This is a genomic window from Paludisphaera rhizosphaerae (assembly GCF_011065895.1).
Taxonomy (GTDB): domain Bacteria; phylum Planctomycetota; class Planctomycetia; order Isosphaerales; family Isosphaeraceae; genus Paludisphaera; species Paludisphaera rhizosphaerae.
In genome coordinates this window covers 193638-215435 of the sequence record NZ_JAALCR010000013.1, presented here as the reverse complement: position 1 = coordinate 215435, position 21798 = coordinate 193638, and the positions used below count along the sequence as shown (strand labels likewise).

18 protein-coding genes are annotated in these 21798 nt (G+C 67.1%); 5 read left to right on the top strand and 13 right to left on the bottom strand.

What is annotated here, in order from left to right:
- Window positions 1–80 precede the first annotated feature (80 nt).
- The 3 genes from G5C50_RS18330 to G5C50_RS18320 are packed head-to-tail and all read right to left on the bottom strand — an operon-like array spanning window position 81 to window position 4719.
- On the bottom strand, window positions 81–1034 hold the full coding sequence (locus tag G5C50_RS18330) for a GDP-mannose 4,6-dehydratase (protein WP_165071672.1): 954 nt from the start codon (window positions 1032–1034) through the stop codon (window positions 81–83).
- Window positions 1031–3916: a hypothetical protein gene (locus tag G5C50_RS18325; protein ID WP_240907176.1), complete on the bottom strand. Its 2886-nt coding sequence runs from the start codon at window positions 3914–3916 to the stop codon at window positions 1031–1033. Before G5C50_RS18325 ends, G5C50_RS18330 begins: the two co-directional genes overlap by 4 nt.
- 35 nt (window positions 3917–3951) lie before the next feature.
- Window positions 3952–4719: a protein-L-isoaspartate(D-aspartate) O-methyltransferase gene (locus G5C50_RS18320; protein ID WP_165071671.1), complete on the bottom strand. Its 768-nt coding sequence runs from the start codon at window positions 4717–4719 to the stop codon at window positions 3952–3954.
- A gap of 210 nt (window positions 4720–4929) precedes the next feature.
- Between G5C50_RS18320 and G5C50_RS18315 the strand changes: the two genes are divergently transcribed.
- The 3 genes from G5C50_RS18315 to G5C50_RS18305 all read left to right on the top strand — a co-directional run bounded on the left by G5C50_RS18315 (window position 4930) and on the right by G5C50_RS18305 (window position 8639).
- On the top strand, window positions 4930–6189 hold the full coding sequence (locus G5C50_RS18315; protein WP_165071670.1) for a ceramide glucosyltransferase: 1260 nt from the start codon (window positions 4930–4932) through the stop codon (window positions 6187–6189).
- Between the two features lie 120 nt (window positions 6190–6309).
- A complete protein-coding gene (locus tag G5C50_RS18310) occupies window positions 6310–7896 on the top strand; it encodes an ABC transporter permease subunit (RefSeq protein ID WP_165071668.1) in 1587 nt (528 codons plus the stop codon).
- Window positions 7893–8639: an amino acid ABC transporter ATP-binding protein gene (locus G5C50_RS18305; protein ID WP_165071667.1), complete on the top strand. Its 747-nt coding sequence runs from the start codon at window positions 7893–7895 to the stop codon at window positions 8637–8639. The genes G5C50_RS18310 and G5C50_RS18305 overlap by 4 nt, the downstream gene beginning before the upstream one ends.
- 17 nt (window positions 8640–8656) lie before the next feature.
- Here the strand turns inward: G5C50_RS18305 and G5C50_RS18300 are convergent, their stop codons facing one another.
- The 6 genes from G5C50_RS18300 to G5C50_RS18275 all read right to left on the bottom strand — a co-directional run bounded on the left by G5C50_RS18300 (window position 8657) and on the right by G5C50_RS18275 (window position 13818).
- Complete coding sequence (locus tag G5C50_RS18300) at window positions 8657–9448, bottom strand: hypothetical protein (RefSeq protein ID WP_165071666.1); 792 nt, start codon at window positions 9446–9448, stop codon at window positions 8657–8659.
- A gap of 140 nt (window positions 9449–9588) precedes the next feature.
- Window positions 9589–10965, bottom strand: a complete 1377-nt coding sequence (locus tag G5C50_RS18295) for a PFL family protein (RefSeq protein WP_165071664.1) — start codon at window positions 10963–10965, stop codon at window positions 9589–9591.
- Window positions 10952–11551 (bottom strand): glycine cleavage system protein R, encoded by a 600-nt coding sequence (locus tag G5C50_RS18290; protein ID WP_240907168.1) that lies wholly within the window; start codon window positions 11549–11551, stop codon window positions 10952–10954. The genes G5C50_RS18295 and G5C50_RS18290 overlap by 14 nt, the downstream gene beginning before the upstream one ends.
- A gap of 20 nt (window positions 11552–11571) precedes the next feature.
- Window positions 11572–12009, bottom strand: coding sequence for a DUF423 domain-containing protein (locus G5C50_RS18285; protein ID WP_165071662.1), 438 nt, complete (start codon window positions 12007–12009; stop codon window positions 11572–11574).
- 24 nt (window positions 12010–12033) lie between these two features.
- Window positions 12034–13410, bottom strand: coding sequence for a bifunctional folylpolyglutamate synthase/dihydrofolate synthase (locus tag G5C50_RS18280; RefSeq protein WP_165071661.1), 1377 nt, complete (start codon window positions 13408–13410; stop codon window positions 12034–12036).
- A 30-nt stretch (window positions 13411–13440) separates the two neighbouring features.
- A complete protein-coding gene (locus G5C50_RS18275) occupies window positions 13441–13818 on the bottom strand; it encodes a response regulator transcription factor (RefSeq protein ID WP_165071659.1) in 378 nt (125 codons plus the stop codon).
- A 616-nt stretch (window positions 13819–14434) separates the two neighbouring features.
- Between G5C50_RS18275 and thiS the strand changes: the two genes are divergently transcribed.
- Together thiS and G5C50_RS18265 are read left to right on the top strand one after the other, a co-directional pair.
- Window positions 14435–15463, top strand: a complete 1029-nt coding sequence (gene thiS, locus G5C50_RS18270; protein WP_165071657.1) for a sulfur carrier protein ThiS — start codon at window positions 14435–14437, stop codon at window positions 15461–15463.
- A gap of 251 nt (window positions 15464–15714) precedes the next feature.
- A complete protein-coding gene (locus tag G5C50_RS18265; RefSeq protein ID WP_165071655.1) occupies window positions 15715–17709 on the top strand; it encodes an ATP-dependent DNA helicase in 1995 nt (664 codons plus the stop codon).
- Here G5C50_RS18265 and G5C50_RS18260 read toward each other — a convergent pair whose 3' ends face one another.
- The 4 genes from G5C50_RS18260 to G5C50_RS18245 all read right to left on the bottom strand — a co-directional run bounded on the left by G5C50_RS18260 (window position 17710) and on the right by G5C50_RS18245 (window position 21688).
- Window positions 17710–18537 (bottom strand): sensor histidine kinase, encoded by an 828-nt coding sequence (locus G5C50_RS18260; protein WP_240907160.1) that lies wholly within the window; start codon window positions 18535–18537, stop codon window positions 17710–17712.
- Between the two features lie 190 nt (window positions 18538–18727).
- The gene (locus tag G5C50_RS18255; RefSeq protein ID WP_165071654.1) at window positions 18728–19819 is read right to left on the bottom strand and encodes an alpha/beta hydrolase; all 1092 of its coding nucleotides are present in this window, start codon (window positions 19817–19819) and stop codon (window positions 18728–18730) included.
- A 142-nt stretch (window positions 19820–19961) separates the two neighbouring features.
- Window positions 19962–21011: an iron-containing alcohol dehydrogenase family protein gene (locus G5C50_RS18250; protein ID WP_206107757.1), complete on the bottom strand. Its 1050-nt coding sequence runs from the start codon at window positions 21009–21011 to the stop codon at window positions 19962–19964.
- Window positions 21011–21688, bottom strand: coding sequence for an HAD-IB family phosphatase (locus tag G5C50_RS18245; RefSeq protein WP_165071652.1), 678 nt, complete (start codon window positions 21686–21688; stop codon window positions 21011–21013). The genes G5C50_RS18250 and G5C50_RS18245 overlap by 1 nt, the downstream gene beginning before the upstream one ends.
- Between the last annotated feature and the right edge of the window lie 110 nt (window positions 21689–21798).

Below are 21798 nucleotides of genomic sequence, written 5' to 3'. Positions count from 1 at the left end.
CCCGCGCGGATGGAACCGCGTCCGGGAACTCCCCCAGGGGCTCCCGCCGACGCGGTTCGTCGTTTCGAACCCTGCACCCGTCAGGTGCGAGTCGATCGTCGCCAGGCGACGAAGCGGTCCAGGCCCTCGCGGAGCGAGGTCGCCGGGGCATAGCCCAACTCGCGTTCAGCGAGCGAGACGTCGGCGAAGGTCTGCCGCACGTCGCCGGGTTGCTCAGGCGCTCGCTCGATGATCGCGGGTTTCCCCAGGGCCTCGGCTAGCGTCGCGATCATCTTCCGCAACTCGACGGGGTGGGCGTTCCCGAGGTTGTAGATCCGCCATCCCGAGCAGCGGTCGACGGCTCGCACCACGCCGTCGACGATATCGCCGACAAACGTGTAGTCGCGGCGTGTGGTGCCATCGCCGAACATGACCAGGGGTCGGCCGCTCTCGATTCGATCGGCGAACAGTGAAACGGCCAGGTCAGGGCGATTTCGGGGGCCGTAGGCGGTGAAGAACCGCAGGCCTGTCGCCGCCAGACCGTGGATGTGGTGGAACGTGTAGGCCATCAACTCGGCCGCTCGTTTGGAGGCGGCGTACGGACTGACCGGGGCGTCGACGGCGTCGGTCTCGCGGAACGGCCCCTCCGCGCGGTCTCCGTAGACGCTGGAACTGGACGCGAAGACGAACCGAGGTCGAGGCTCGATCCGGACGGCGGCCTCCAACCAGCGCACCGTCCCCATCACGTTCACGTCGGCGTACAGACCAGGAGCGGCGATGCTCGGTCGCACTCCCGCGCGAGCCGCCAAATGGACGATCGCATCGGGGCGGGTCGACTCGACGAGCGCCGCCGCCCCGACTCCGTCGCGGACGTCCATCTCGACGATGCGGCAGCGCGGATTCTTCGACGCCTCGGCCAGGTTCGACTCCTTGACCGCGCGCGAATAGTAGTCGTCGAAATCGTCGACAACCACGACCTCGCGCCCGTCGGCCAGGAGGCGGTCGACCAGGTGCGAGCCGATGAACCCCGCGCCTCCTGTGACGATGAGCTTCATTCGGCGACCAACTCCCAGTGGATCGTGGCCGAGGCGCCGTCGACGATCAGCGCGAGCCCCTCGCCGTTCGGCAAGGGCTCGGCGACGGCCGGGCCCACTCGTTTGCCGGAATTGTCGAGAGCGAACGCCTTCACGCTCCCTTTCCGTTTCCATTCCACGCGGGCCCGAACCGGCTCGAGGAGCAGCGGCGGTCGGCCCGGATCGGCCGTCTCTCGCTTCCACGGGTCGACCCAGCGGTAGCCGGTGGGTTCGACGCGGGCCAACGTCGTGACGAGCAGACGCTTGGTCTCGGCGATCGGCTCCGATCCCACCGACGAGGCGACGACGACCGCATAGGGCGATCCAGTCGAGATGTTCAGCGTCGCGAAGTTGGATACGCCGTCGAGATTCCAGCCCGCGACGCCCTGCGTATAGGGCGTATCGAGGACGAGCCGGCCTCGCGAGGCGTCCCAGCCGGGTGTCGGGGTGCGTCGATGGAGCGGGCTTCGTATCGGCTCGGGCTTCGAGGCTGCGGCGAGCCCGCGGAGAAGGATCGAGGCGGCGTGGGGCCAGAGGGAGTAAACCTGGGGGGTTCCGTTGGCGACCTCGGGAATCTGAAAGATGTCCTCGCCCCCCACGAGGCCGACAGGGCCGTCGCCCCAGACTTTGGGGTGGATGAACACCCCGCGACGGACCAGGGCGTCCCAGTCCTCATGCCGGGCGGTCGCGGCGGCGAGAAGCTGATCAGCGGCCTCGTAGGGGAGGGCCCAGGCCCCCTGAGTTTGCGGGCACCACTGACCAACGACGTAGGGACGAGTCTCGACCTGCTTGCGCGATGCGCCGGCGACCAGGCCGCCGTCGGTGCTCCAGAGCAGTGAACGAGCCTCGGGGGCGACCCAGGGAGACGGAGTCCAAAACAGGCGGTCGTCGATGAGGTCGAGTCCTGGTGCGGAGAGGGTCGGCGTGAACTCTCCTTCTCGACGCCAATGCGAAACACCGGCCAAGGGTGCCTTCAGACCGGCCTTGCGAAGCTCCTCGGCCCAGGCCGAGTGGTGGGCCGACTCCAGCGATTGCCAGAGCCGACGCCCAGGAAGGCCGCGGGCCTGTTCGCCGCGCACACGCAATTCGTCCGCATATTTTGGTGGGAGCCCCGCGGGGTTGTCGATGAGGTTGAACATCGAGACCTCGCCGGCGAGCGTCACCCAGGCCAACGCGGGGTCATCGCGAAGGCGCTTTCCGGTCTCGGCGTTGGTCCGGCCGAGGAAGGCGAGCGATGCGTCGATATTGAGTTTGGCCATTGTCGGATCAAAGACGGCCGCAGCTCCTCCTCCCGGCGGCAGCATCCCGGCCGAGGCCACTCCGTCCTCCGAACGGAAGATACGCCCCCCGAGCAGTTCCACGGCCACATAGATCCCTCGCGACTCCAACGCGGCGATCAGATGGTCCAGTCGAGCGAGTGAGTCGGGATCGAACTCCTTGGTGTCGTCGCGGGCGTCGTCGAAGAGGCTCCGGGAAGGGCCGTAGGCCGTGTCCAAGTCGCCGATGCGGACGAGGTTGACCCCGGACTTCGCAAGGCGGTCCACCAGGGCATCGACCTTCTCCGCATCCTGAAATGCGGCCGGAGGCAAAAGCTGGACGCCGAAGAACCGGGCCCTTCCCGCGTCGCGGAAGGCGAGGCGGCCGTCCTTCACGACCACCGGCCCCTTCGAGCCGGCCGGCCCCGGATTGAGGAACGAGAAGTCCAGAGCAGAACCAGCGACGATCGGTCCGACGGCAGCGTGCTCATGCCAGCCGAGGACGTCGTCGGAGATCTGGTAGGGGCTCCAACCGGCGATCTCAGGATTCGGAGAGGCGGCGACTCGAACATCGTCCACCCGAACCGATCCGAGGCCGTCGGATTTCTCGAACTGCAAGACGGCCCGGACCGCTCCCCGGGGGACGGGGACCACGGTGCGCTGGGGAGTCCAGTCGAACGACCCGGCCCATTGGAACGCCTGGGCGCCGCCTCGGCGTCCTCCCAGGGACTCGCCGTCGGCGTCGAGGAAGTAAACTCCAGCGCCGGCTCCACCGGAACCGCGCAGACCTTGGGCCTTGACCTGCGCCGAGATCTCCAGTCCGTCGAAAGCCTCGACCGGGAGTGCCAGGCCGGTGAAAACCTTGGCGCCCGAGCGCGACAGTTCGATCGCCGAATCCGAGGCATGCCCCGGCGAGACCCGGCTGGCGTCGTTGTTGACGATCCAGGACGCGGGAGCGGGGTCGCCCAGCTCGAAGTCTCCGTTGGCGACCAGATTCGTGGTCTCGACGGACTGTCGCGGGACGAGCTTCAACGTCACGCCGTCGACGTCCAGCCGGCCGGACGCGCCCATCAGGCCGATGGACAGGATCGCGTCGCGGGTGCTCGGCGGAAGCGAGATCCGCTTGGCTACGTGAGTCCAGCGATCGCCGATCGAGGTCGTCCAGGGACCCATGGTCCCCCGGGACACGTGCCTCAACTCGTCGCCGAGGAAGTCGATCAGAAAGCTCGGCTCCTCGCCGCTCCGCTCGCCCCGTTCCACGTCCTTGGTGCGAAGCCACATCCCGACGATGATGGCTTCCGTGGTCCGGCCGTCGACGCCGAAGGCCCGGCTGAGACGCGCGGGACGGCCGCGACGTTCGCAGGCGAAACGGAGGAACTTCGGGCCGACTTCGCCCCCTTCGTGCTCGATGACCGCGTCGCGCGCGTTGTACCATCCGTCCGGCACGCCGTCGCCGTTGGCGTCGACTTCGAAGTCATCCCGATCAGGCGGCGGCGGGCGACGGATCGCATCACCCGGGGCGGCTTGCTGCGCGAGCACGAAAGCGGGGGATGAGATTCCCCCCAGAGCCAGGGCGAGGGTCAGAGTCAGGGACGCGAGTTTGGTCACGTTCGATCTCCGCGGCGTGGACTGACGGTCCTTCATCAATCGGCCTTCGCCTTGGGCTCGGCGGGTTCCTTGAGCGCCTTGCCGGTCATCGGGACGAACAGGGTCGGCTTCAGCTCTTTCTCGATCAGCCGGCCGTTCTTCTTGACGACCAACCAGACGCTCTGCGTGAAGCGGTCGCCCAGGGGGATCACCATGCGGCCGCCGTCTTTGAGCTGGTCGACCAGCGGCTTGGGAATTCGCTGGGGGGCGCAGGTGACGATGATCGCGTCGAACGGGGCGGCGTCAGGCCATCCCTCGTAACCGTCGCCGATCTTCGTGTGGATGTTGGTGTAACCCAACTCCTTGTGGACCTTCGCCGCACGCTCGCCGAGTGGTGCGTGGATCTCCACCGAGTAGACGTCCTTCACCAACCGCGAGAGGATCGCCGACTGGTAGCCCGAACCGGTGCCGACCTCGTAGACGCGATCGGTCGGCTTGGGATCGAGGACCTCAGTCATGAAGGCCACGTCGTACGGCGGCGTGATCGTCTGGCCCTCGCCGATCGGGATCGACTCGTCGTCGTAAGCCTGGCGATTGGAGCCGGGGGGGAGGAATTTGTGGCGCGGGACGGTCCGGAAGGCGTCAAGCACTCGGGGGTCCTTGATGCCACGCTCGGCCAGGTGGCGCTGGACCATCCGAGCCCGCGGCCTGGCCGTGGGATCTTCGGCATCGGTCTTCGCGGCTTCTTGAGACTGAGCGAACGCCCGGGGAACGACGACCAGTGGAAACAGGGCCGCCAGGATCGCGCAGGAGCGACGGGTCATCGAAGTCTCCCTTCCTCGAATCTTGCGCCTTCGCAGCGAAAACCCAAGTCTACCACGCCTTCCGCCGCCGCTTCACGACGCGGGTTCCCTCCTTGGGCCGGTTTTCCCGGATTGGAGGAAAACGCGGCGGACGGTATGATCGAATTTCGACGATGACGTCGGTCGGTCATCCCTCCATCCTCTCCGGCCTGTGACGGCCTCGGAGTCCGCATGACGTCCTACCAGACCGCCGACTTCCTCCTGGTTGCAGCGGTGGTGATCGCCGTCACGGCGACTCTGTCGTCGACCGCCTGCCTCTTCTGGGTGCTCAGGCGACGGCGCGGCCTTCCCACCGATTACACTCCACCGATCACGATCTTCAAACCGCTCAAGGGGCTCGACGAGGGGCTCGCGCAGAATCTGGCGAGTTTCTTCACCCTGGACTACCCGGCCTATCAACTCATCTTCTGCGTGGCGGAAGCCTCCGACCCGGCGACGAACGTGGTCCGCAAGCTGATGGCCGAGCATCCTGAACGCGATGCGCGGCTGGTCGTCGGCTGTCCGCCGTTCGGACGCAATCCCAAGGTTGAGAGCCTGGCGGCGATGGAGCCGTTCCGTCGCCACGAGATCCTCCTGATCAGCGATTCCAACGTCCACGCCCGGCCCGATTATCTCCGCGAAACCGTCTGCCACCTGGCCGACCCCAGCGTGGGACTGGTGACGAACCTGTTCGTCGGTGTTGGCGAGGAGCACCCGGCGGCGGCCATGGAAAACCTCCAGATCAATGGGTACATCGCCGGGGGAATGGCGCTGGCTTCGATGCTGGGGGTGACCTGCGTCGTCGGCAAGTCGATGATGCTGCGAGCGTCCGTCCTCCAGGCCATCGGCGGCTTCGCCTCGGTCCGTAATCTGCTGGCCGAGGATCAAGTCATCGGGATGCTCGTCCGCAAGGCCGGGTACTCCATTCGGCTGAGCCACCACGTCATCGAGAATGTGAACCGCCGACGAGGTTTCACCTGGTTCCTCAATCGCCACTCACGATGGTTCAAGATTCGCCGAAGGCTGGCGCTGCCGGCCTTCGCCGCTGAGCCGCTGGCGAACCTGGCGATGATCGGCCTTGTCTGGGCTTGCTCGGCGGAGTCGGGATTCGCGTGGGGCGGAATGCTTGGCCTGTTCGGCCTCGAGATGGTGCGCGACGCCGTTCAGACGCGTCGGCTCCGAGGGACGTTTCCCAGGGTGCGGGATCTGATCTTCAGCCCGATCAAGGACCTGATGCTTCTGCCCCTCTGGTTCGACGCGCTGCTGAACAACCACGTTCAGTGGCGAGGGCATCGGTTCTACGTCGGCCGACTGACCCGGCTCACGCCCGATCGGACGCCTCGCGGCCGGAGCGAATCGTCGCGACGTCGTGGGAAAGCCGTGGCTCCTCGGCCCGAAAGCCCCCCAGCGCGTCTTCCTTCCGCCGATCAGGACGCTCCTCGGGCTGAGTGAGTCAAATCAAGGGTTTTCACGCCCCGATCGCTATGTAAGAATATCAGCGGGCGAGCGTACCCGCCCCGATGAGTCCGTTTGCGCTTTCGCAAGGCCTGTGGGCCGGAAAAGGAACCCTTGATGGAAGAAGAGCCGGGCGCATCGGAATCCGATGCAGACGCGAACCGATCCACCCGCGGCCGATCTCCGAGCCGCCGCCTTTCGACGCCCATTCTGGCGTCGATTCTCGCGATTCTTTGTCTCGCCGCGCCCGTTCTGGGCGATACGCTGCAAGACGTCCGCGACCGCAAGGCTCTCCGCTACGGGAGCGACATGGAAGGGGGAGGCCCTTACGCCTATCCCAATCCCGACGATCCTCGATCCGTCACTGGCTTTGAAGTCGAGATCATGGACCGGCTCGCTCGCGAGCTGGGCAAGGAGGTCTCGGCGGAGTTTTCCCAGGGCCAGTGGGACAAGCTGCTCTGGGTGCTGGATTCCGGCCGCTACGACGTCGTCGTCAACGGCTATGAGTGGAGCCCCGCGCGCGCCGAGGACTACCTGGCGACCCGCCCGTATTACATCTATCAACTCCAGTTGATGGGGCCGAAGGGAACGCCCGTCCGAACCTGGGACGAGTTGAAAACGCCCCGCGCCGACGGCCGGAAATGGACCGTGGCCGTTCTGACGGCATCGGCGGCCGACGACTTCGCCTACGACCAGTCGGGCGAGAGCATCAAGGTCATCCGCTTCGACGGCGCGACCGACGCGATGCTCGCCGTCCAGAACGGCCAGTACGATTTCACGCTCCAGGACGTTCCGGCGGTGGCCTTCTATAAGGATTCGTATCCCGAGCTGGAGACGGTCGGCCAGCCCGTCTCACGGGGCTACTACGTCATCTACGCGCGGAAGTCCGACCCCGCGCTGCGCGACGCACTCGACGCCGGGCTTGGGCGGATGACGTCCTCCGGCGAACTGCGGCGGATCTTCGAGAAGTACGGGATCTGGAACGATCTCCAGGGCGAACTGGCGAGCTTCACGGCCCCGCTTGCGGCGACGGCTGGACCCGAGACGACCCGTGGGTGGGGGATGGTCGCCCACTACTGGGGCCGACTGTACGACGCGGCTCTGGTCACTCTCGGCCTGTCGTTCGGCTCCATGCCCCTGGCGATGGCGATCGGCCTGTCGGTCGCCCTCGGTCGGCTGTACGGGCCGGGCTGGCTTCGCGGGGTGCTCGCCACATACGTCGAGGTGATCCGCGGCACTCCGCTAATGCTCCAGCTCTACGTCCTGTTCTTCCTGCTCAAGCTCGACCCGTGGGTCGCGGGCATCGCCGGGCTGGCGATGAACTATTCGGCCTATGAGGCCGAGATCTACCGCGCCGGGCTGCAGGCCGTGCCGAAGGGGCAGATGGAGGCCGCGCTGGCGCTGGGGATGTCCAAGTTCACCGCGCTTCGGCGGATCATCGTGCCGCAGGCTGTGAGGATGGTGATTCCGCCGGTTTCCAACGACTTCATCGCTCTGTTCAAGGATACGTCGGTCTGCTCGGTGATCACGCTGGTCGAGTTGACGAAGGAGTACTCGATCCTGGCCAACAGCACGCGAGCTGTGATCGAGTTCGCTACCGCGACGGCCCTGATCTATCTGGCGATGAGTCTGCCGCTGTCGTGGTTCGCACGTTGGTCGGAGCGACGCCTGGACGCCGCGGGCGTGAAGGGGGTGATGGGATGATCGAGGTCACGAAACTGGTCAAGCGGTTCGGCTCCGTCGACGTCCTGCGAGGCGTCGACATGGAGGTCTCGAAAGGGGAGGTCGCCTGCCTGATCGGACCTTCCGGCAGCGGCAAGAGCACGTTCCTGCGCTGTCTCAACGGCCTCGAACCCTTCCAGGACGGACGGGTCGCCATCGACGGGCTCGTGCTGGACGCCTCACAGACGCCGGCCGAGCACGCGAAAGCCGCTCGCAGGGTCTGCCGGCGGATGGGGATGGTTTTCCAGAGCTTCAACCTCTTCGCTCACCAAACGGTGCTTCAGAATGTGATCGAGGCGCCGATCCACGTCCTGGGTCTGCCGAAGGCCGAGGCCGTCGAACGGGCGAAGAAGCTCCTGGACCGCGTCGGGATGCTCCATCGCCTTGACGCTCGTCCGCGTGAGCTCTCCGGGGGGCAGCAGCAGCGAGTGGCCATCGCCCGAGCCTTGGCGATGGAGCCCGAGGTCATGCTCTTCGACGAGCCCACCAGCGCCCTCGATCCGAAGATGACGGGCGAGGTTCTGGCCGTCATGACCGACCTGGCCCGAGACGGTCAGACGATGATCGTGGTCACCCACGCGATGGGGTTCGCCCGCAAGGTCGCGAGCGTCATCCACGTCTTCGGCGAGGGGCTCGTGGTCGAGTCGGGGGCGCCCGACCAGTTGTTCGAGGCCCCCGCGCATGAAGCGACCCGGAGCCTCCTCTCGGAGTCCCAGGCCGCTTGAAATCAGTCACGCCGGTCTCAGCGGGGCAGGGGGGCGGGGACGTAATCCGCCCTCGTGACCGGCTGAGACTGGATCACGACGCCCGGGCCGCCGCTGGGGATGATGTACTGGACGCCGCCGCGGGTGGTCCGAGGGGTGCCATCGACGGCGCCGGTCCGCGGTTGCGTGGAGGCCCGCTCCTGGCTGCGGTCGAGGGCCTCGGCGAGGGCCTCCCAGCGGCGGATGCCGGCCTCAACGCGGGCGAGGCGGGTCTTCAACTGAGCGGCCTCCTCGCGAAGCGCCTTGAGTTGCTCATCGGCCTCGCGCTGGTTCTTCTCGACGAAGGTGCGAGCCCTGGCGTCGGGGTCGTCGACGGCCGGCTCAGCGGACGCCGAGGTGCGACGTACGGGCTCCCGCTCAGGAGCAGAGACGCGGGCGGCCGGCGCTGCCGGCGGCGGCTCCAGTTCGCGGGCCGGGGGCAGAGGATTGGTCGACTCCTCGACGGCGGCCGGTGCAGCCTTGGGCTGCTTCGGCTTGGGCTCGACGGGCGGGGCCACGTCGAGAGCCGGTTCCTCGGGGGCCGGGGGGAGATCCTTGAGCGGTTCGGGCTCCCTGGGAGCTGGAGCGGCGTCGACCGGCGGCGGCGGGGCCTGGATCGCAGGTGCGGGCGCGGCCGATGGCTCCTTGGGGTCCTCGAACGAGGGAAGGGCCGGAGCGATGGGGTCTTGCTGGCGGCCCGCGGTGGCGATCGACGAGGTGGTCGCCAGAGCCATGAAGCCGATCACCCCGAGGACGCCCAATGCGCGAGAGACCGCGGTCGGCGTGAGCATGTCTCGATCCTTCCTTGATGCGTGGATGCCATCCGTGGTGGGCCAGGGAACCGGCCCGAGGTCGATCGTCGGGGAGTGTAGCCGCCCTCCCTCCGTCTGCCAAGGGGAAAGCGGCGGGCGCGAGAGCCCGCCGCATGGCGTCAGTTTCTCAGGCTCGATAGGGGTGCAGGAATGCGACCCCCGTGGCGGACGAAGTCGGCGGAGCCGCCGGCGGCGTGGATGGGGAGGATGTCCATCTCGCCGAAGAGACCCCCGAAGACGGCCCGTTCGCCGGCCTTCTTGCCCGGGACCGGGATGACCCGGACGGCCGTCGTCTTGTGGTTGATGACGCCGATGGCCACTTCATCGGCGATGAGGGCTGAGAGCGTCTCGGCGTCGGTGTCGCCGGGGACGGCGATCATGTCCAGGCCGACCGAGCAGACGGCGGTCATCGCCTCCAGCTTGGCGAGAGTCAGGTCGCCGGCCTCCACCGCGCGGGCGAGCGCGGCATCCTCGCTGACCGCGACGAACGCCCCGGAAAGCCCGCCGACGCTGGAGCTGGCGAAGCTTCCGCCCTTCTTCACCGCGTCGTTGAGCAGAGCGAGCGCGGCCGTCGAGCCCGGCCCGCCCAGCCGCGAGACGCCCATCGCCTGGAGGATCTCGCCGACCGAGTCGCCGACCTGCGGCGTCGGCGCCAGCGAAAGGTCGACGATCCCGAAGGCCACGCCCAGCCGGGCGGCGACCTCGCGGCCGATCAACTCGCCGACGCGGGTGACGCGGAAGGCCGTGCTCTTGATCTCCTCGGCGATCTCGCCGAGCGTCGGCCGCGTGGGGGCGTGGGCGACGAGGTCCTCGACGGCCGCCTTGACCACGCCCGGCCCGCTCACGCCGATGTTGATGACGCAGTCGGTCTCGCCCTGGCCGTGGAAAGCACCGGCCATGAACGGGTTGTCGTTGGTGGCGTTGCCGAAGATCACGAGCTTGGCGCAGCCGAAGCCGTCGTGGTCCTTCGTCCGCTCGGCCGTGTCCTTCAGGACGTGTCCCAGCGCGGCGACGGCGTCCATGTTGATCCCGGCCGCCGTCGACCCCACGTTCACCGACGAGCAGACCCGCTTGGTCGTCGAGAGGACCTCCGGCAGCGCGGCGATCAGCCGACGCTCGCTGTCGGTCCAACCCTTCTGGACCAGGGCAGTGAAGCCGCCGACGAGATCGACGCCGACCTCGGCCGCCACCTCGTCGAGCGTCCGCGCGACGGCGAGCAGGCCTTCAGCCTTCTGCCCGGCGGCGACCCGGCCGATCGGGCTGACGGCGATTCGGCGGTTGACGATCGGGATGCCGTAACGGTCCTCGACCTCGCGGCAGACGGCCCGCAGCCGGCCGGCGTAATGGACGAGCCGCGTGCGGATGCGGTCGCACAGGACGGTGACGTCGGGCGAGGAGCAGGGGGCCAGATCGATGCCCATCGTGACGGTCCGCACGTCCAGCTTGTGCTGGCGGATCATGCTGAGCGTGGCCAGGACGTCTTCAGTGCGATGCAAGGCTCTCTCCTTGGCTGCGGAGCGCCGCGCCGATGCGGACGGGGCTGGGCTCGGTGGTGGCGGCGAAGATGTTCTCGTGCTGGACGAAGGCCTCCAGCTTGTGGGCCTTGCCGTAGCGTTCCAGCTCGGACCGGATCGCAGCCGGCGTCAGGTCGTGGGGGATCAGGGCTTCCATGACCAGGGAGAACCGCGAGCCGTCGACGCGGGCGTGCAGGTCGACGATGTTCGCGCCGTGGGCCGCCAACGAGCCGGCGATGTTGTGGACGATGCCCGGGCTGTCGTCGCCCAGAACGGTGAGGATGAACCGCTCGCCCGTAGGAACTTGCGGCTCGCTGCGGCCGTTCTTGATCTCGGTCACCTGCACCTGGAGGTCGAAGCGACGGCCCCGGTCGTGGATGGCCTCGACGATCTGCTCGCGGGTGCGAGGGGTCTGGAACTCAGCCTCCAGGATGATCGTGAAGTACCCCCGCATGACCGTCTGGCTCAGCTCCAGGACGTTGCCGCCGAGGTCCAGCAGGGCTCCCGTCACCGAGAAGACGATGCCGACTCGGTCGGCCGCGGTGACGGAGATGATGAAGCTGCTCATGGCAGGAATCGAATCGCCTTTCATCTGAACTCGTTGATGGACGCGGACGTCGTCGTTTCCAGGGCGGCTGAAGTCGGTTTGGCGACGGGGCCGGCCGCGACGGCCAGGGCCGCCCAGCCGATCATGATCAGAACTCCGCCGATCGGCGTGATCGCTCCCAGCCAGCGTATCCCGGTCAGGCTCAGTGCGTACAGCGTTCCCGAGAAGATCATTGAGCCGACGAGGAACGTCCAACCCGCCGTCCGGACCGCAGCGCCCGATCGACCTGTCAGCCGAAGCAGGCCGACGGCCACCAGGGCCAGGGCGATGTACATGTGATACTGGGCCGCGGTGTGGAAGTTGTCGGCCCGGCCGATCTGGTCGAGACGCTCCTTGAGCCCGTGGGCGCCGAAAGCCCCCATCGCCACGGCGAGGAAGCCCCAGGCGGCGCCGACCCTCAGCCAGAATCCATCACTCATCGCTCATGAATCTCCAGAGGCAGGTCAAGTTGAGGCCGGCGCGGGGGTGGTCGATCGATCGAGGAGGATCGCTCGGGCCTCGGCCGCGAGGAACAGGGAGCCGGTCACGCAGATCAGGCCGTTGGGCCCCGTGACTCTTTGGGCGACGGCGAGGGCCTCGGCAGGGTCTTCGATCACATTGATGGGCCGTCCGTCGATCGCCTTGGCTGCGGCAGCCGTCTCCTCGGCCATCACAGCGCGGGGGTTGTGGGCGTACTGGGTGGCGATCCGGGTCTCGAACAGCGGCAGCAACTCTCGGAGCTGGCCTTCGAGGTCCTTCTCACGGGTCGTTCCGAAAACCAGGGTGCGGGGAACGTCCGGGAAGTGCTTGCGGAGGGTCTCGGCGAGGGCGCGGGCCGAGGCCACATTGTGGGCGCCGTCGACGACGACCCACGGGCGGCTCCCCATCACTTCCACCCTCGCCGGCCAGCTCAAACCGGCGAAGCCCCTCGCGGCGGTCTCCGGATCGACGCCCAGCGCCGGTTCGGCCTCCGCGAGGGCGTCGAGCGTCGCCAGGCAGACGGCCAGGTTGTGGGCCTGGTGAGGGCCCAGCAGAGGGACGTCCATCGTTCCCCAGTCGGTCCGCCAGGTCTTCACGGCCGCCTTGCCTGGCGTCGGCCCATCCAGTGGGGGGACCGGATCGAAGGCTTCGTAGCGGAAGTCGACGTCGATCTCACGGAACGGGCATCGACGGGCCGCGGCGATTCGTCGGATCACGGCGCGGGGCTCGTCCTCCTGAACGCCGCTGACTGCGGGGATCCCTCTCTTGAAGATCCCCGCCTTCTCGCCGGCGATGGCTCCCAGCGTGTCACCGAGTTGCCTCGTGTGGTCGAGGGCGATGCTGGTCACAACCGACACGAGCGGCCGAACCACGTTCGTCGAATCCAGCCGCCCTCCCATGCCGACCTCCAACACCACGGCCCCCACCTTGCGGCGGGCGAAGTAGAGGAGGGCCACGGCGGTCGTGATCTCGAAGAACGTCGCCCCAGGTCGACCGGCCGCGTCCAGTTTCTCAACCGCCGCCCGCACCTCGTCCACCAGGGCCACCAGATCCTCGGGGGTGATCATGACCCCATCGATCAGGTAGCGCTCTTCCAGACGGTTGAGGTGCGGCGACGTGTACAGCCCGGTCGTCACCCCCGACGCCGAAAGCGCCGCGGCCGCCATGGCGGCGGTCGAGCCCTTCCCCTTGGTCCCGGCGATGTGGATGATCCGCAGGCTGTCCTGGGGGTCGCCCAGTCGAGCCATCAGCCTTCGCATCCGACCCAGGCCAAGCTCGGCGAGGCCTCGGGGCATGCCCACCCGCTCATAGTCCAGACGACCGTAGAGGTAGTCGAGGCGTTCCTGGTAAGGGTCGAGCATGGTGGGTCCGATGGGCCGTTGGGGAACGAGTCAGGCGTTGGCGGGGTCCAGCAGGGCCTGGATCCGTGCCCCCAGCTCGGCCAGCGAAAGATCCTTGGTCCAGTAGGCGCTGGCGCCAAGTGCGAATCCTTCGAGACGGGTCTCGGCGTCGCGCTGATGGGTGAGCATGACGACCTTCAGGCCGATGGCCTCGCGAGCGTCTCGAAGCTGTTCCAGGACCTCCAGGCCGTTGAGCACCGGCATCCAGTGGTCCAGGAGCAGGACGTCGGGGCGGTGGGTGCGGACCTGGTCCGTCGCCTCGACCCCGTCCGCCGCCTCCCAGACGACGTAGCCCAGCCGCCGGAGGCACTCGGCGTAGAGGGCCCGGAGGTCGGGTTCATCTTCGGCCAGCACGATGATCGCGCCCATGGCGTCGTCCCACCGTCCCCAGCTACCCCGCGATCGTTGACCGCGCGCCCGCCCCATTCGCTCCGTCAGCATAACTCCGCCGCGAACCGTCCGCCATGCCCCGGCCTCTCCTCGGCGGGCTCGCCGGCGGGTTCGTTTCCGAGGGAGACGTTCAAAGCCAGTTTGACGGAACCCGTTGATTCAATGGACGCTTAAGGCGAAAAATCGGCTTCCGGAATTGGCTTTGTTCGGCGAGAAAACCGATCCGCGGACTGGCGTCTGATCTTGCAGTCGAATTGTCAACGAGCCACGGAGCAGAGGCGTCAGGCGCTCCGCTCTGAGTAGTAGAATGAGCCTGGATCATCGACTCTGGACGGTCCAGCCAGGGATTCCGGCGATCTGCGGGCATTTCAATCGCGCAGGACGGAACGTCCGTTGCGAGCGGCCGTCGTGCTTCAGGAGGGTCGTGGCGTGCTTGATTCCTTTGCGTCGCGGGGGATACGATGACGGGGGGCCGTCCCGGGGCGGCCGGTCTTCCCTGACATTTTGATGCGGACCGCGCCGCGGAGGGTGCTTGAGAGCCGGGATTCTCAGGATTTCACCGGCTTCGGGCGGGTCGCAAGGCGGTAGATCCAACGTGGAGATCACGCTCAACGGCCAGCGTCGCGACGTACCCGAGGGCCTCACGGTGTCGAGGCTGCTCGGCCTGCTGGAACTGAAGTCCGAGCACGTCGCCGTGGAGGTCAACCGCGACCTGGTCGTCCGGGCCCGGCACGCCGAAACGCCCGTCTCCGACGGAGACGCGGTGGAGATCGTGACCCTCGTCGGCGGCGGAGGCCCCGATGAGGGAATCGCAGCGGCTCCCCTGACGATCGGCGGCCACACGGTCCGGAGCCGGCTGTTTGTCGGGACCGGCAAGTACACGACGCTGGAGTTGATGCGCGACTGCCTGGAGGCCAGCGGCTGCGACGTCGTCACGGTGGCCGTCCGTCGTGAGCGTCTCTTCGACCGCGAGGGCCGCAACCTCCTCGACTTCCTCGACCCCAAGCGGTACACGATCCTCCCCAACACGGCCGGCTGCTTCAACGCCGAGGAATCGCTGCGGACGGCCCGACTCGGCCGCGAGCTGTTGAGCGGACTCGGCAATCCGGGGGCGGATTGGGTCAAGCTGGAGGTCCTGGCCGACCAGCGCACGCTCCTGCCCGATCCGGTGGCCACGCTCGAAGCCACCAAGATCCTGGTGGCCGAAGGCTTCCACGTGCTCTGCTACACGAGCGACGACCCGATCATGGCGCGTCGGCTCAAGGAGGCGGGGGCGGCCTCGGTCATGCCGGCCGGGAGCCCGATCGGCAGCGGTCAGGGGGTGCTCAACCCCAACAACATCCGGATCATTCTGGAAGACCTGAAGGGGAACGACCCAAACTACCCGGTCATCATCGACGCCGGCGTGGGGACGGCCAGCGACGTCGCCCAGGCGATGGAGTTGGGCTGCGACGGCGTCCTGCTCAACACGGGCATCGCCGGCGCATTGGACCCGCTCCGAATGGCCCACGCGATGCGACTGGCCGTCGAGTCCGGTCGACTCGCCGCCGGTGCGGGACGGATCCCCAAGAAGCTGTACGCCACGGCGTCGAGCCCGACCCAGGGGATGATCGGGCGGGGGTGAGGCGGTCACGAAAACGTCTTCCCCCCTCGAGGGGGAAGACAGACCGCGAAGCGGTCAGATGAGGGGGCGGACCGCCTTGGGATGCAGGGGAGCTTTCGAGCCCGAAGGCCCCTGGATCTCCACCCCTCATCCGCCCCTGCGGGGCACCTTCCCCCTCAAGGGGGGAAGGCCGCTATCGCCGTCTTCCCAGGACTCGTAACCAAAAGCGTTGGGTCGTCAACCAAACCAGCCATCAGGGACGGACGCAGCGCATGCCATTGGACCCTCGTTCGATCCTCGGCCCCGATGGCGCGGCGGCCCGGCGGCTCCCTCGTTATGAGGTCCGCGACGAGCAACTCCGCATGACGGACGCCGTCGCCCGCGCGATCGATCAGGGGGGGCACCTGGTCGTCGAGGCCGGGACGGGGGTCGGCAAGAGCTTCGCCTACCTCGTGCCGGCGATCATGGCGGCCGTCGAGCAGAAGAAGAAGGTCGTCGTCTCGACTCATACGATCGCCCTTCAGGAGCAACTCCTCCAGAAAGACGTCCCGTTCCTCCGGTCGATCATGCCCCAGGAGTTCACGGCCGTCCTCGTGAAGGGGCGGGGCAACTACATCAGCCTGCGACGCCTGGACGGGGCCGCCGCCCGCGCTGGGTCGACGTTCAACAGGCCCGAGGAATACGACCAACTCGCTGAGATGAAGATGTGGGCCGGGAAGACGCAGGACGGCACCCGCTCCGACCTCGACTTCAAACCGCTCCACTCGGTGTGGGACGCCGTCCAAAGCGAGAACGGCAATTGCCTCGGAAAGCAGTGCCCACGCTACAAGGACTGCTTCTATTTCCAGGCTCGGCGACGCGTCTGGACGGCGAACATCCTGATCGTCAACCATGCGCTGTTCGTCAGCGACCTGGCAATGCGGTCGGCCGGCTACGGGCTCCTGCCCGAGTACGACGTGGCGATCTTCGACGAGGCCCACACCCTGGAGGCCGTCGCCGGCGAGCACCTCGGGATTCAGTTCTCAAACATCGGGCTCGATTACTCGCTCGCCCGCCTCTACAACGAACGCACCGGCAAGGGGATCCTGGCGGGCTTGAAGCTCGGCGACGCGATGGCTCAGGTGCGGCGGGTGCGGACGGCCGCCGAGGATTTTTTCGACCAGGTTTCTCAATGGCACACACGGCAGTCCAGCCCGACGGCCCGTGTGCGACGACCGATCGAAGTGACCGACGCTCTCGCCGAGGAGCTCAAGAAGCTCTCCACCGCCATCGACTACGGGGCCGAAACGATCGAGTCGGCCGACCAACTTGTGGAGTTGTCCGCCGCCAGCGACCGTTGCGAGATGCTCTCGGAGGAGGTCCGGACGTGGGTCCGGCAGGCCGTCGAAGGACAGGTCTACTGGGTCGAGGCCGAGGCGGGGGCTCGCCGGCGGGTGAAGTTGGCCTCCGCGCCGTTGGACGTGGGCCCGACGTTGCGGCGAACGCTCTTCGAGAAGGTCCCGACGTGCGTGCTGACCTCGGCGACCCTCTGCGTCGGCTCGCCTCCCAAGTTTGATTTCTTCAAGTCGCGAGTCGGCCTGACACGGGCCGAAACGCTCGCGCTGGGGAGCCCGTTCGATTACCCGAACCAGGTGAAGATCCACCTGGCCAGGAACCTGCCCGATCCCTCGACGGACCCGCAGAACTTCGAGCGGGAGGTGATCGGGGCGATCGCCCACTATCTGGAGCGGACCCAGGGGAAGGCGTTCGTTCTGTTTACGTCTTACAAGATGCTGGAGGCCGCCGCGCGGGCGCTCACGCCCTGGCTGGCCGAGCGGAACATCGCCCTCTTCGCGCAGAGCGACGGCATGCCGCGGTCGAAGATGGTGGAGGCGTTCAAGAGCGACCTCAACAGCGTCATTTTCGGGGCCGACAGCTTCTGGCAGGGGGTGGACGTCCCCGGCGAGGCCCTCTCGAACGTCATCATCGTCCGGCTGCCGTTCTCGGTCCCAACGCATCCCCTGTTGGAGGCCCGCCTGGAGGACATCCGCCGCCGAGGCGGCAACCCGTTCGTCGAGTACCAGATCCCCGAGGCCGTCATCAAGCTCAAGCAGGGCTTCGGCCGCCTGATCCGCACTCGAACCGATCGCGGGATCGTCGCGATCCTCGACCCCCGGGTCCTTACCAAACCCTACGGCAAGACGTTCCTGAACTCGCTGCCGGAGTGTCCGAGGATCGTGGACCCCGACAATTTCGCGAACCCATCCACGGCCGCGAAACGACGCTGATCACGCCGCGCCGACGCGGGGCTCGGCGGCGGCGGGAGGAGGGCAGGAGGGGAGGAGAAGGGTGAACGTGGAGCCCTTGCCTCGGCGGCTCTCGGCGCGGATGCGGCCGTGGTGAGCCTCGATGATATCGCGGCAGACGGCGAGGCCCAGGCCGGTCCCCCCCTGGCCGACGTCGTCGGGGCCGTTCTTGGTCGAGAAGAAGGGCTCGAAGATGCGTCGGAGGTTTTCGGGCGCGATGCCCACGCCCTGGTCGACGACGCTCACCTCGGCCATCCGTCCGGTGGTATCGGTCGCCAGTCGGAGCGTCACCAGGCCGCCTTCGGGCATCGACTGACGTGCGTTGATGAGCAGGTTGATGAGCACCTGCTGGATCTGGATCGCGTTGACCCGCGCGAAGGGGCGACTCGGGGTCAGGACGTCGAGCCGCACGTTGTGTTTATTCAGGTCCTTGCAGGTCAGCATGACGACGTCGTCAACCAGCCGGCCCAGGTCGACGGGCTCGCGGTGGTTCGGGTCGCGGCCGGGGCGGGAGAGGCCGAGCATCGAGCCGGTGATGGTGGTGGCCCGGTCGGCGGCTTCCTGAATCTTCTTCAGCGCCCGTTCGCGATACGCGGAATCGGGGTTGCGAAGGCCGAGCTTGGCGTAGCTGACGATCGGCGTCAGGGCGTTGTTCAGCTCGTGGAACACGCCGCCGGCCAGAAGGCCCAGGCTGCTGATCCGCTGGAGGGCCGTGACCTGGCGTCGGAGGGCCTCGATCTGCTGGATCGCGGTCTCGGCGTCGATCGCTTCGGGCTCGACTTGCGGCTTGCTTCTGGTCATGCGCGACATGGCCCGGGCGACCTCCTGTCCCTTGGTTGGCGACCTCCTTTCGTATCGGCTGGTTGCGGCGTCGGGATCACTCCGACGGCCAGCCTGATTCGATCGTCGGGAAGCAGGGAAGGGCAGGGGGGACTGGGGGCGTCGCGACGGCTTTCGGCGTTGAGGAGGATCCGAGGGGAACGGGAAAACGGAGGGGCCGTCACTTCACCCGCGAAGCTTCCGCATCTTCCCGGGTCGCCGCGGCGGTCTTGACGTTCCAGTCCCAGGGAATGAGTCGGATGCCGTTGGAAAGGATGACTCGGGGGACGCCGTCAAGGTCGTCGGCCATGAGGGGTGGGGTGACCTTGCGGCCGTCGCTCCAGTATCCCAGGTGCGTGAACGCCTCGGGATTGGCCGCGGCCTCGTCGAGCGTTCGACCCGTGAAGGCGGCTTCCAGGGTCGCATCGGCGATCCGCCAGAACCCGGCGCGGTCCAGGGCGTTCACGTCCCCCTTGCTCAACTGGAAGTTCTTGAGGATCCCCTCGCCGTTGTCGAGGAGGGTATTCGCCCCGGAAGGCGCTGTATGCTCCGCGACGAGCGGGGGATAGCCATGCCTGTCCGAGCGATAAAGGAGAAACCGCTTCCTCGACCGGGGAACAGAGGTCGCCTGGGAGAAGATCTGCCGTCCGCGAAGGTCGCCGACGAGCATGTCCTCTTCGCCCACGGCCACCACCAGGAGAGTCTTCTCCGGGATCCTGTCGAATGAGGGCTCCCGAGTCGGGAAGACCTCGCCGGGGAAGAAGGCCATCGCCGCCCTGACCTTCGGCAGACCGTAACCTGGGTCAGCAGAGAGCGCGGCGATCTGCGCCGTGAGGTTTCCACCCGCCGAATGCCCGATCAGTGCGAACCGATCGCGCTGGGGACGTACGTGAGCCGCCCCAGACTCCAGCACGACGAGTGAGTCCTGGATCGCCTCCAGCGCGTTGGGGAGGAAATCGCGAGGCAAGGTCCCGACGTCGTTTTGATAGCGCGGGAAGACGACGATCTTTCCGTTGCGGACAAGGTGATCGATCCAAGCTCCGTAGATCGCCGGGTTTACCGAGAACCAGCCGTGCAGGAACACGACCACCGGAGCTGACGCCGGTTTCGGATCGGCCGGCTCGAAGAGCAAATACGAGCGCGGGCCGGTGCCGATCTCGAACCGCTCGACGCGGCGATGCGTCGGCGCGGGTTCCTGGGCTTTCGCGGCACCGAAGGAGAGCAAAGCGATCGCGAGCGCGCTCGCGATCGCGAACCGCGGCTTGGAGCTCATGGCCGTCCCTGGCTTCCTAATATGTGGTCGAACGTCCTGTTCGGCTAACCGATCCGATCCGACGTCGGTCTGGCTGCGGGATAGTTTGCCTATCTTGCGCGATGTGTCAATCTCAGTGGGCGGTTCATTCGCACTTCCGCGATCAGCTTGCAAAGCACTCGCGGAGTCGGCCGTCGTCGTTCAGGAGGGAAATCGCCCGTTCAACGGCTCCGTCTTGAGACAGAACCGTGTAAAAGTCGTCCTTGATCGACGGGGCGAGGCGGATCGCCTGGGCCCATTCGTCGCGACAGAAGCGGTCGGCCCGGATCGCGTCCCAGAAACCGGTCTCGTCGAACAGGCGATCCAGTCGCGCCGTTTCGTTGTTCTGGAGAAGACTCATGAGGTAGGTCGCCACACCGACCTGGAGCCCGTGCAATCGGGGCCGTTTCGAGATCGAGTCGAGAGCGTGCGAGATCAGATGCTCGCTGCCGCTGGCGGGTCGCGAGGAGCCGCAGATCTCCATGGCGATTCCGTTGAACATGAGCGAGGTGCTCAACAAGCGTGCGCCGGCGATGTCGAACGTGGGCTGGCCCATGAACTGGTAGACGGTCGCGTCCGACAGGAGGGCGGCGAAATCGTCGACCGGCTCGCCGACGGCGTGGAAGGCCAGCTTCCAGTCGAAAATGGCCGTAATCTTGGAGGCCAGATCGCCGACGCCGGAAAGCCAGAGTGCCTTGGGGGCGTCCTTGCAGACCTCCAGGTCGACGACCACCGCGAAGGGGAGCGCGGCGGCCAGCGAACGGCGGCGGCCCTGGATGGTCAGGCTCGACTGCGGACTGCAAAAGCCGTCGTTGGAGAGCGACGTGGGGGTCGCATAGTAGGGGACCCGGGCCAGGAAGGCGACGTACTTGGCGACGTCCAGCGCCTTGCCTCCCCCCAGTCCGATCACGGCTTTCGTTTCCTTCTTCACCCCCTGGAACAGCTCGGCCGCTTTCTCGAACGAGTTGTCGGCGACCTCCACCCAGTCGTCGCAGGCGATTCCCTCGGACTCAAGCGCCTTTCGGACGCGGTCGACGTAGACCGGGACCATCCCCTGGCTGACCAGGACCATCGCCCGCCGGTGTTCGTTGCGCCTGAGATAGATTCCCAGGCGGTCGAGTGCGCCGGCTTTGACGCGGACGAGCGATGGGATGGCGATCTGCGTCTTGATCATCAGGGCTTCCCCGGAAGGCCGCAGAGATGCCGGGCCACGTCCGCCCAGGTTTTGTAGGGGATGAAGCCCTTACGGTTCTCGGTGAGCACCTTGGCCAGGTCGCCGCGAGCGAAGCGGAGGTCGGCCGGGACGAGTTCGGCGGCTTCCTGGTCCGGGAAGCCATCGCCGGCGAAGGCGACGCGTTTGCCCTGGCGCAGTCCCTCGCGCACAACGCCCGCCTTGTCCACGCCCAACTCGCGGGAGAAATACGGCCCTGGCGGCGGAGGCTCCATCAGCAGGCCTTTGCCTTCCACAAACCGGCCCGGGTTGGAATAGACGGGGATGTCGACGCCCGCCTCGTTCAGCAGGATCTGGATGTACCAGGCGCAGCCGGCGGAGGTGACGACGACGTCCCAGCCGGCGGAGTCCATTTCGCGAAGGCAATCGGCCAGTTGGGGTTCCAGCCCCATCCGGTGGACGACGTCGAGGACCGTCTTCTCATCCTTCCGGATGTGGGTGAAGTAGTCCCGAAGCGCCTCGAAGTGCGTCAGCCTCCCGGCGCGGTAGTCTCCCCAGTAGTCGGGGACGTCGTCTGGGAGCAACTCCTTGATGGCGAGCTGGTAGAAATCGTCCTTCGTCAGAGTGCCGTCGAAATCGGTGACGAGGAGGGAGGCGTGGCGGAGCGATTCGTGAGGCATGATCTTCCGGGCTCGGCGTGGTTGACGACGCGCCGCCGAGCGTTGGGCTCGTCGACTTGACCGTGTTCGTTCAGGCTTTCATAATACCTCCAAGGGCGATCAGCGTGGGA

Bases quoted from the DNA above. Each gene is read 5' to 3' on its own strand.
- G5C50_RS18265 (WP_165071655.1), top strand. From the start codon at position 15,715: ATGCCATTGGACCCTCGTTCGATCCTCGGCCCCGATGGCGCGGCGGCC.
- G5C50_RS18250 (WP_206107757.1), bottom strand. From the start codon at position 21,011: ATGATCAAGACGCAGATCGCCATCCCATCGCTCGTCCGCGTCAAAGCC.
- G5C50_RS18300 (WP_165071666.1), bottom strand. From the start codon at position 9,448: ATGCTCACGCCGACCGCGGTCTCTCGCGCATTGGGCGTCCTCGGGGTG.
- G5C50_RS18275 (WP_165071659.1), bottom strand. From the start codon at position 13,818: ATGGGCGCGATCATCGTGCTGGCCGAAGATGAACCCGACCTCCGGGCC.
- G5C50_RS18320 (WP_165071671.1), bottom strand. From the start codon at position 4,719: ATGACCCGTCGCTCCTGCGCGATCCTGGCGGCCCTGTTTCCACTGGTC.
- G5C50_RS18290 (WP_240907168.1), bottom strand. From the start codon at position 11,551: ATGAGCAGCTTCATCATCTCCGTCACCGCGGCCGACCGAGTCGGCATC.
- G5C50_RS18255 (WP_165071654.1), bottom strand. From the start codon at position 19,819: ATGAGCTCCAAGCCGCGGTTCGCGATCGCGAGCGCGCTCGCGATCGCT.
- G5C50_RS18305 (WP_165071667.1), top strand. From the start codon at position 7,893: ATGATCGAGGTCACGAAACTGGTCAAGCGGTTCGGCTCCGTCGACGTC.
- G5C50_RS18315 (WP_165071670.1), top strand. From the start codon at position 4,930: ATGACGTCCTACCAGACCGCCGACTTCCTCCTGGTTGCAGCGGTGGTG.
- G5C50_RS18310 (WP_165071668.1), top strand. From the start codon at position 6,310: ATGGAAGAAGAGCCGGGCGCATCGGAATCCGATGCAGACGCGAACCGA.
- G5C50_RS18330 (WP_165071672.1), bottom strand. From the start codon at position 1,034: ATGAAGCTCATCGTCACAGGAGGCGCGGGGTTCATCGGCTCGCACCTG.
- G5C50_RS18280 (WP_165071661.1), bottom strand. From the start codon at position 13,410: ATGCTCGACCCTTACCAGGAACGCCTCGACTACCTCTACGGTCGTCTG.
- G5C50_RS18260 (WP_240907160.1), bottom strand. From the start codon at position 18,537: ATGTCGCGCATGACCAGAAGCAAGCCGCAAGTCGAGCCCGAAGCGATC.
- G5C50_RS18245 (WP_165071652.1), bottom strand. From the start codon at position 21,688: ATGCCTCACGAATCGCTCCGCCACGCCTCCCTCCTCGTCACCGATTTC.
- G5C50_RS18285 (WP_165071662.1), bottom strand. From the start codon at position 12,009: ATGAGTGATGGATTCTGGCTGAGGGTCGGCGCCGCCTGGGGCTTCCTC.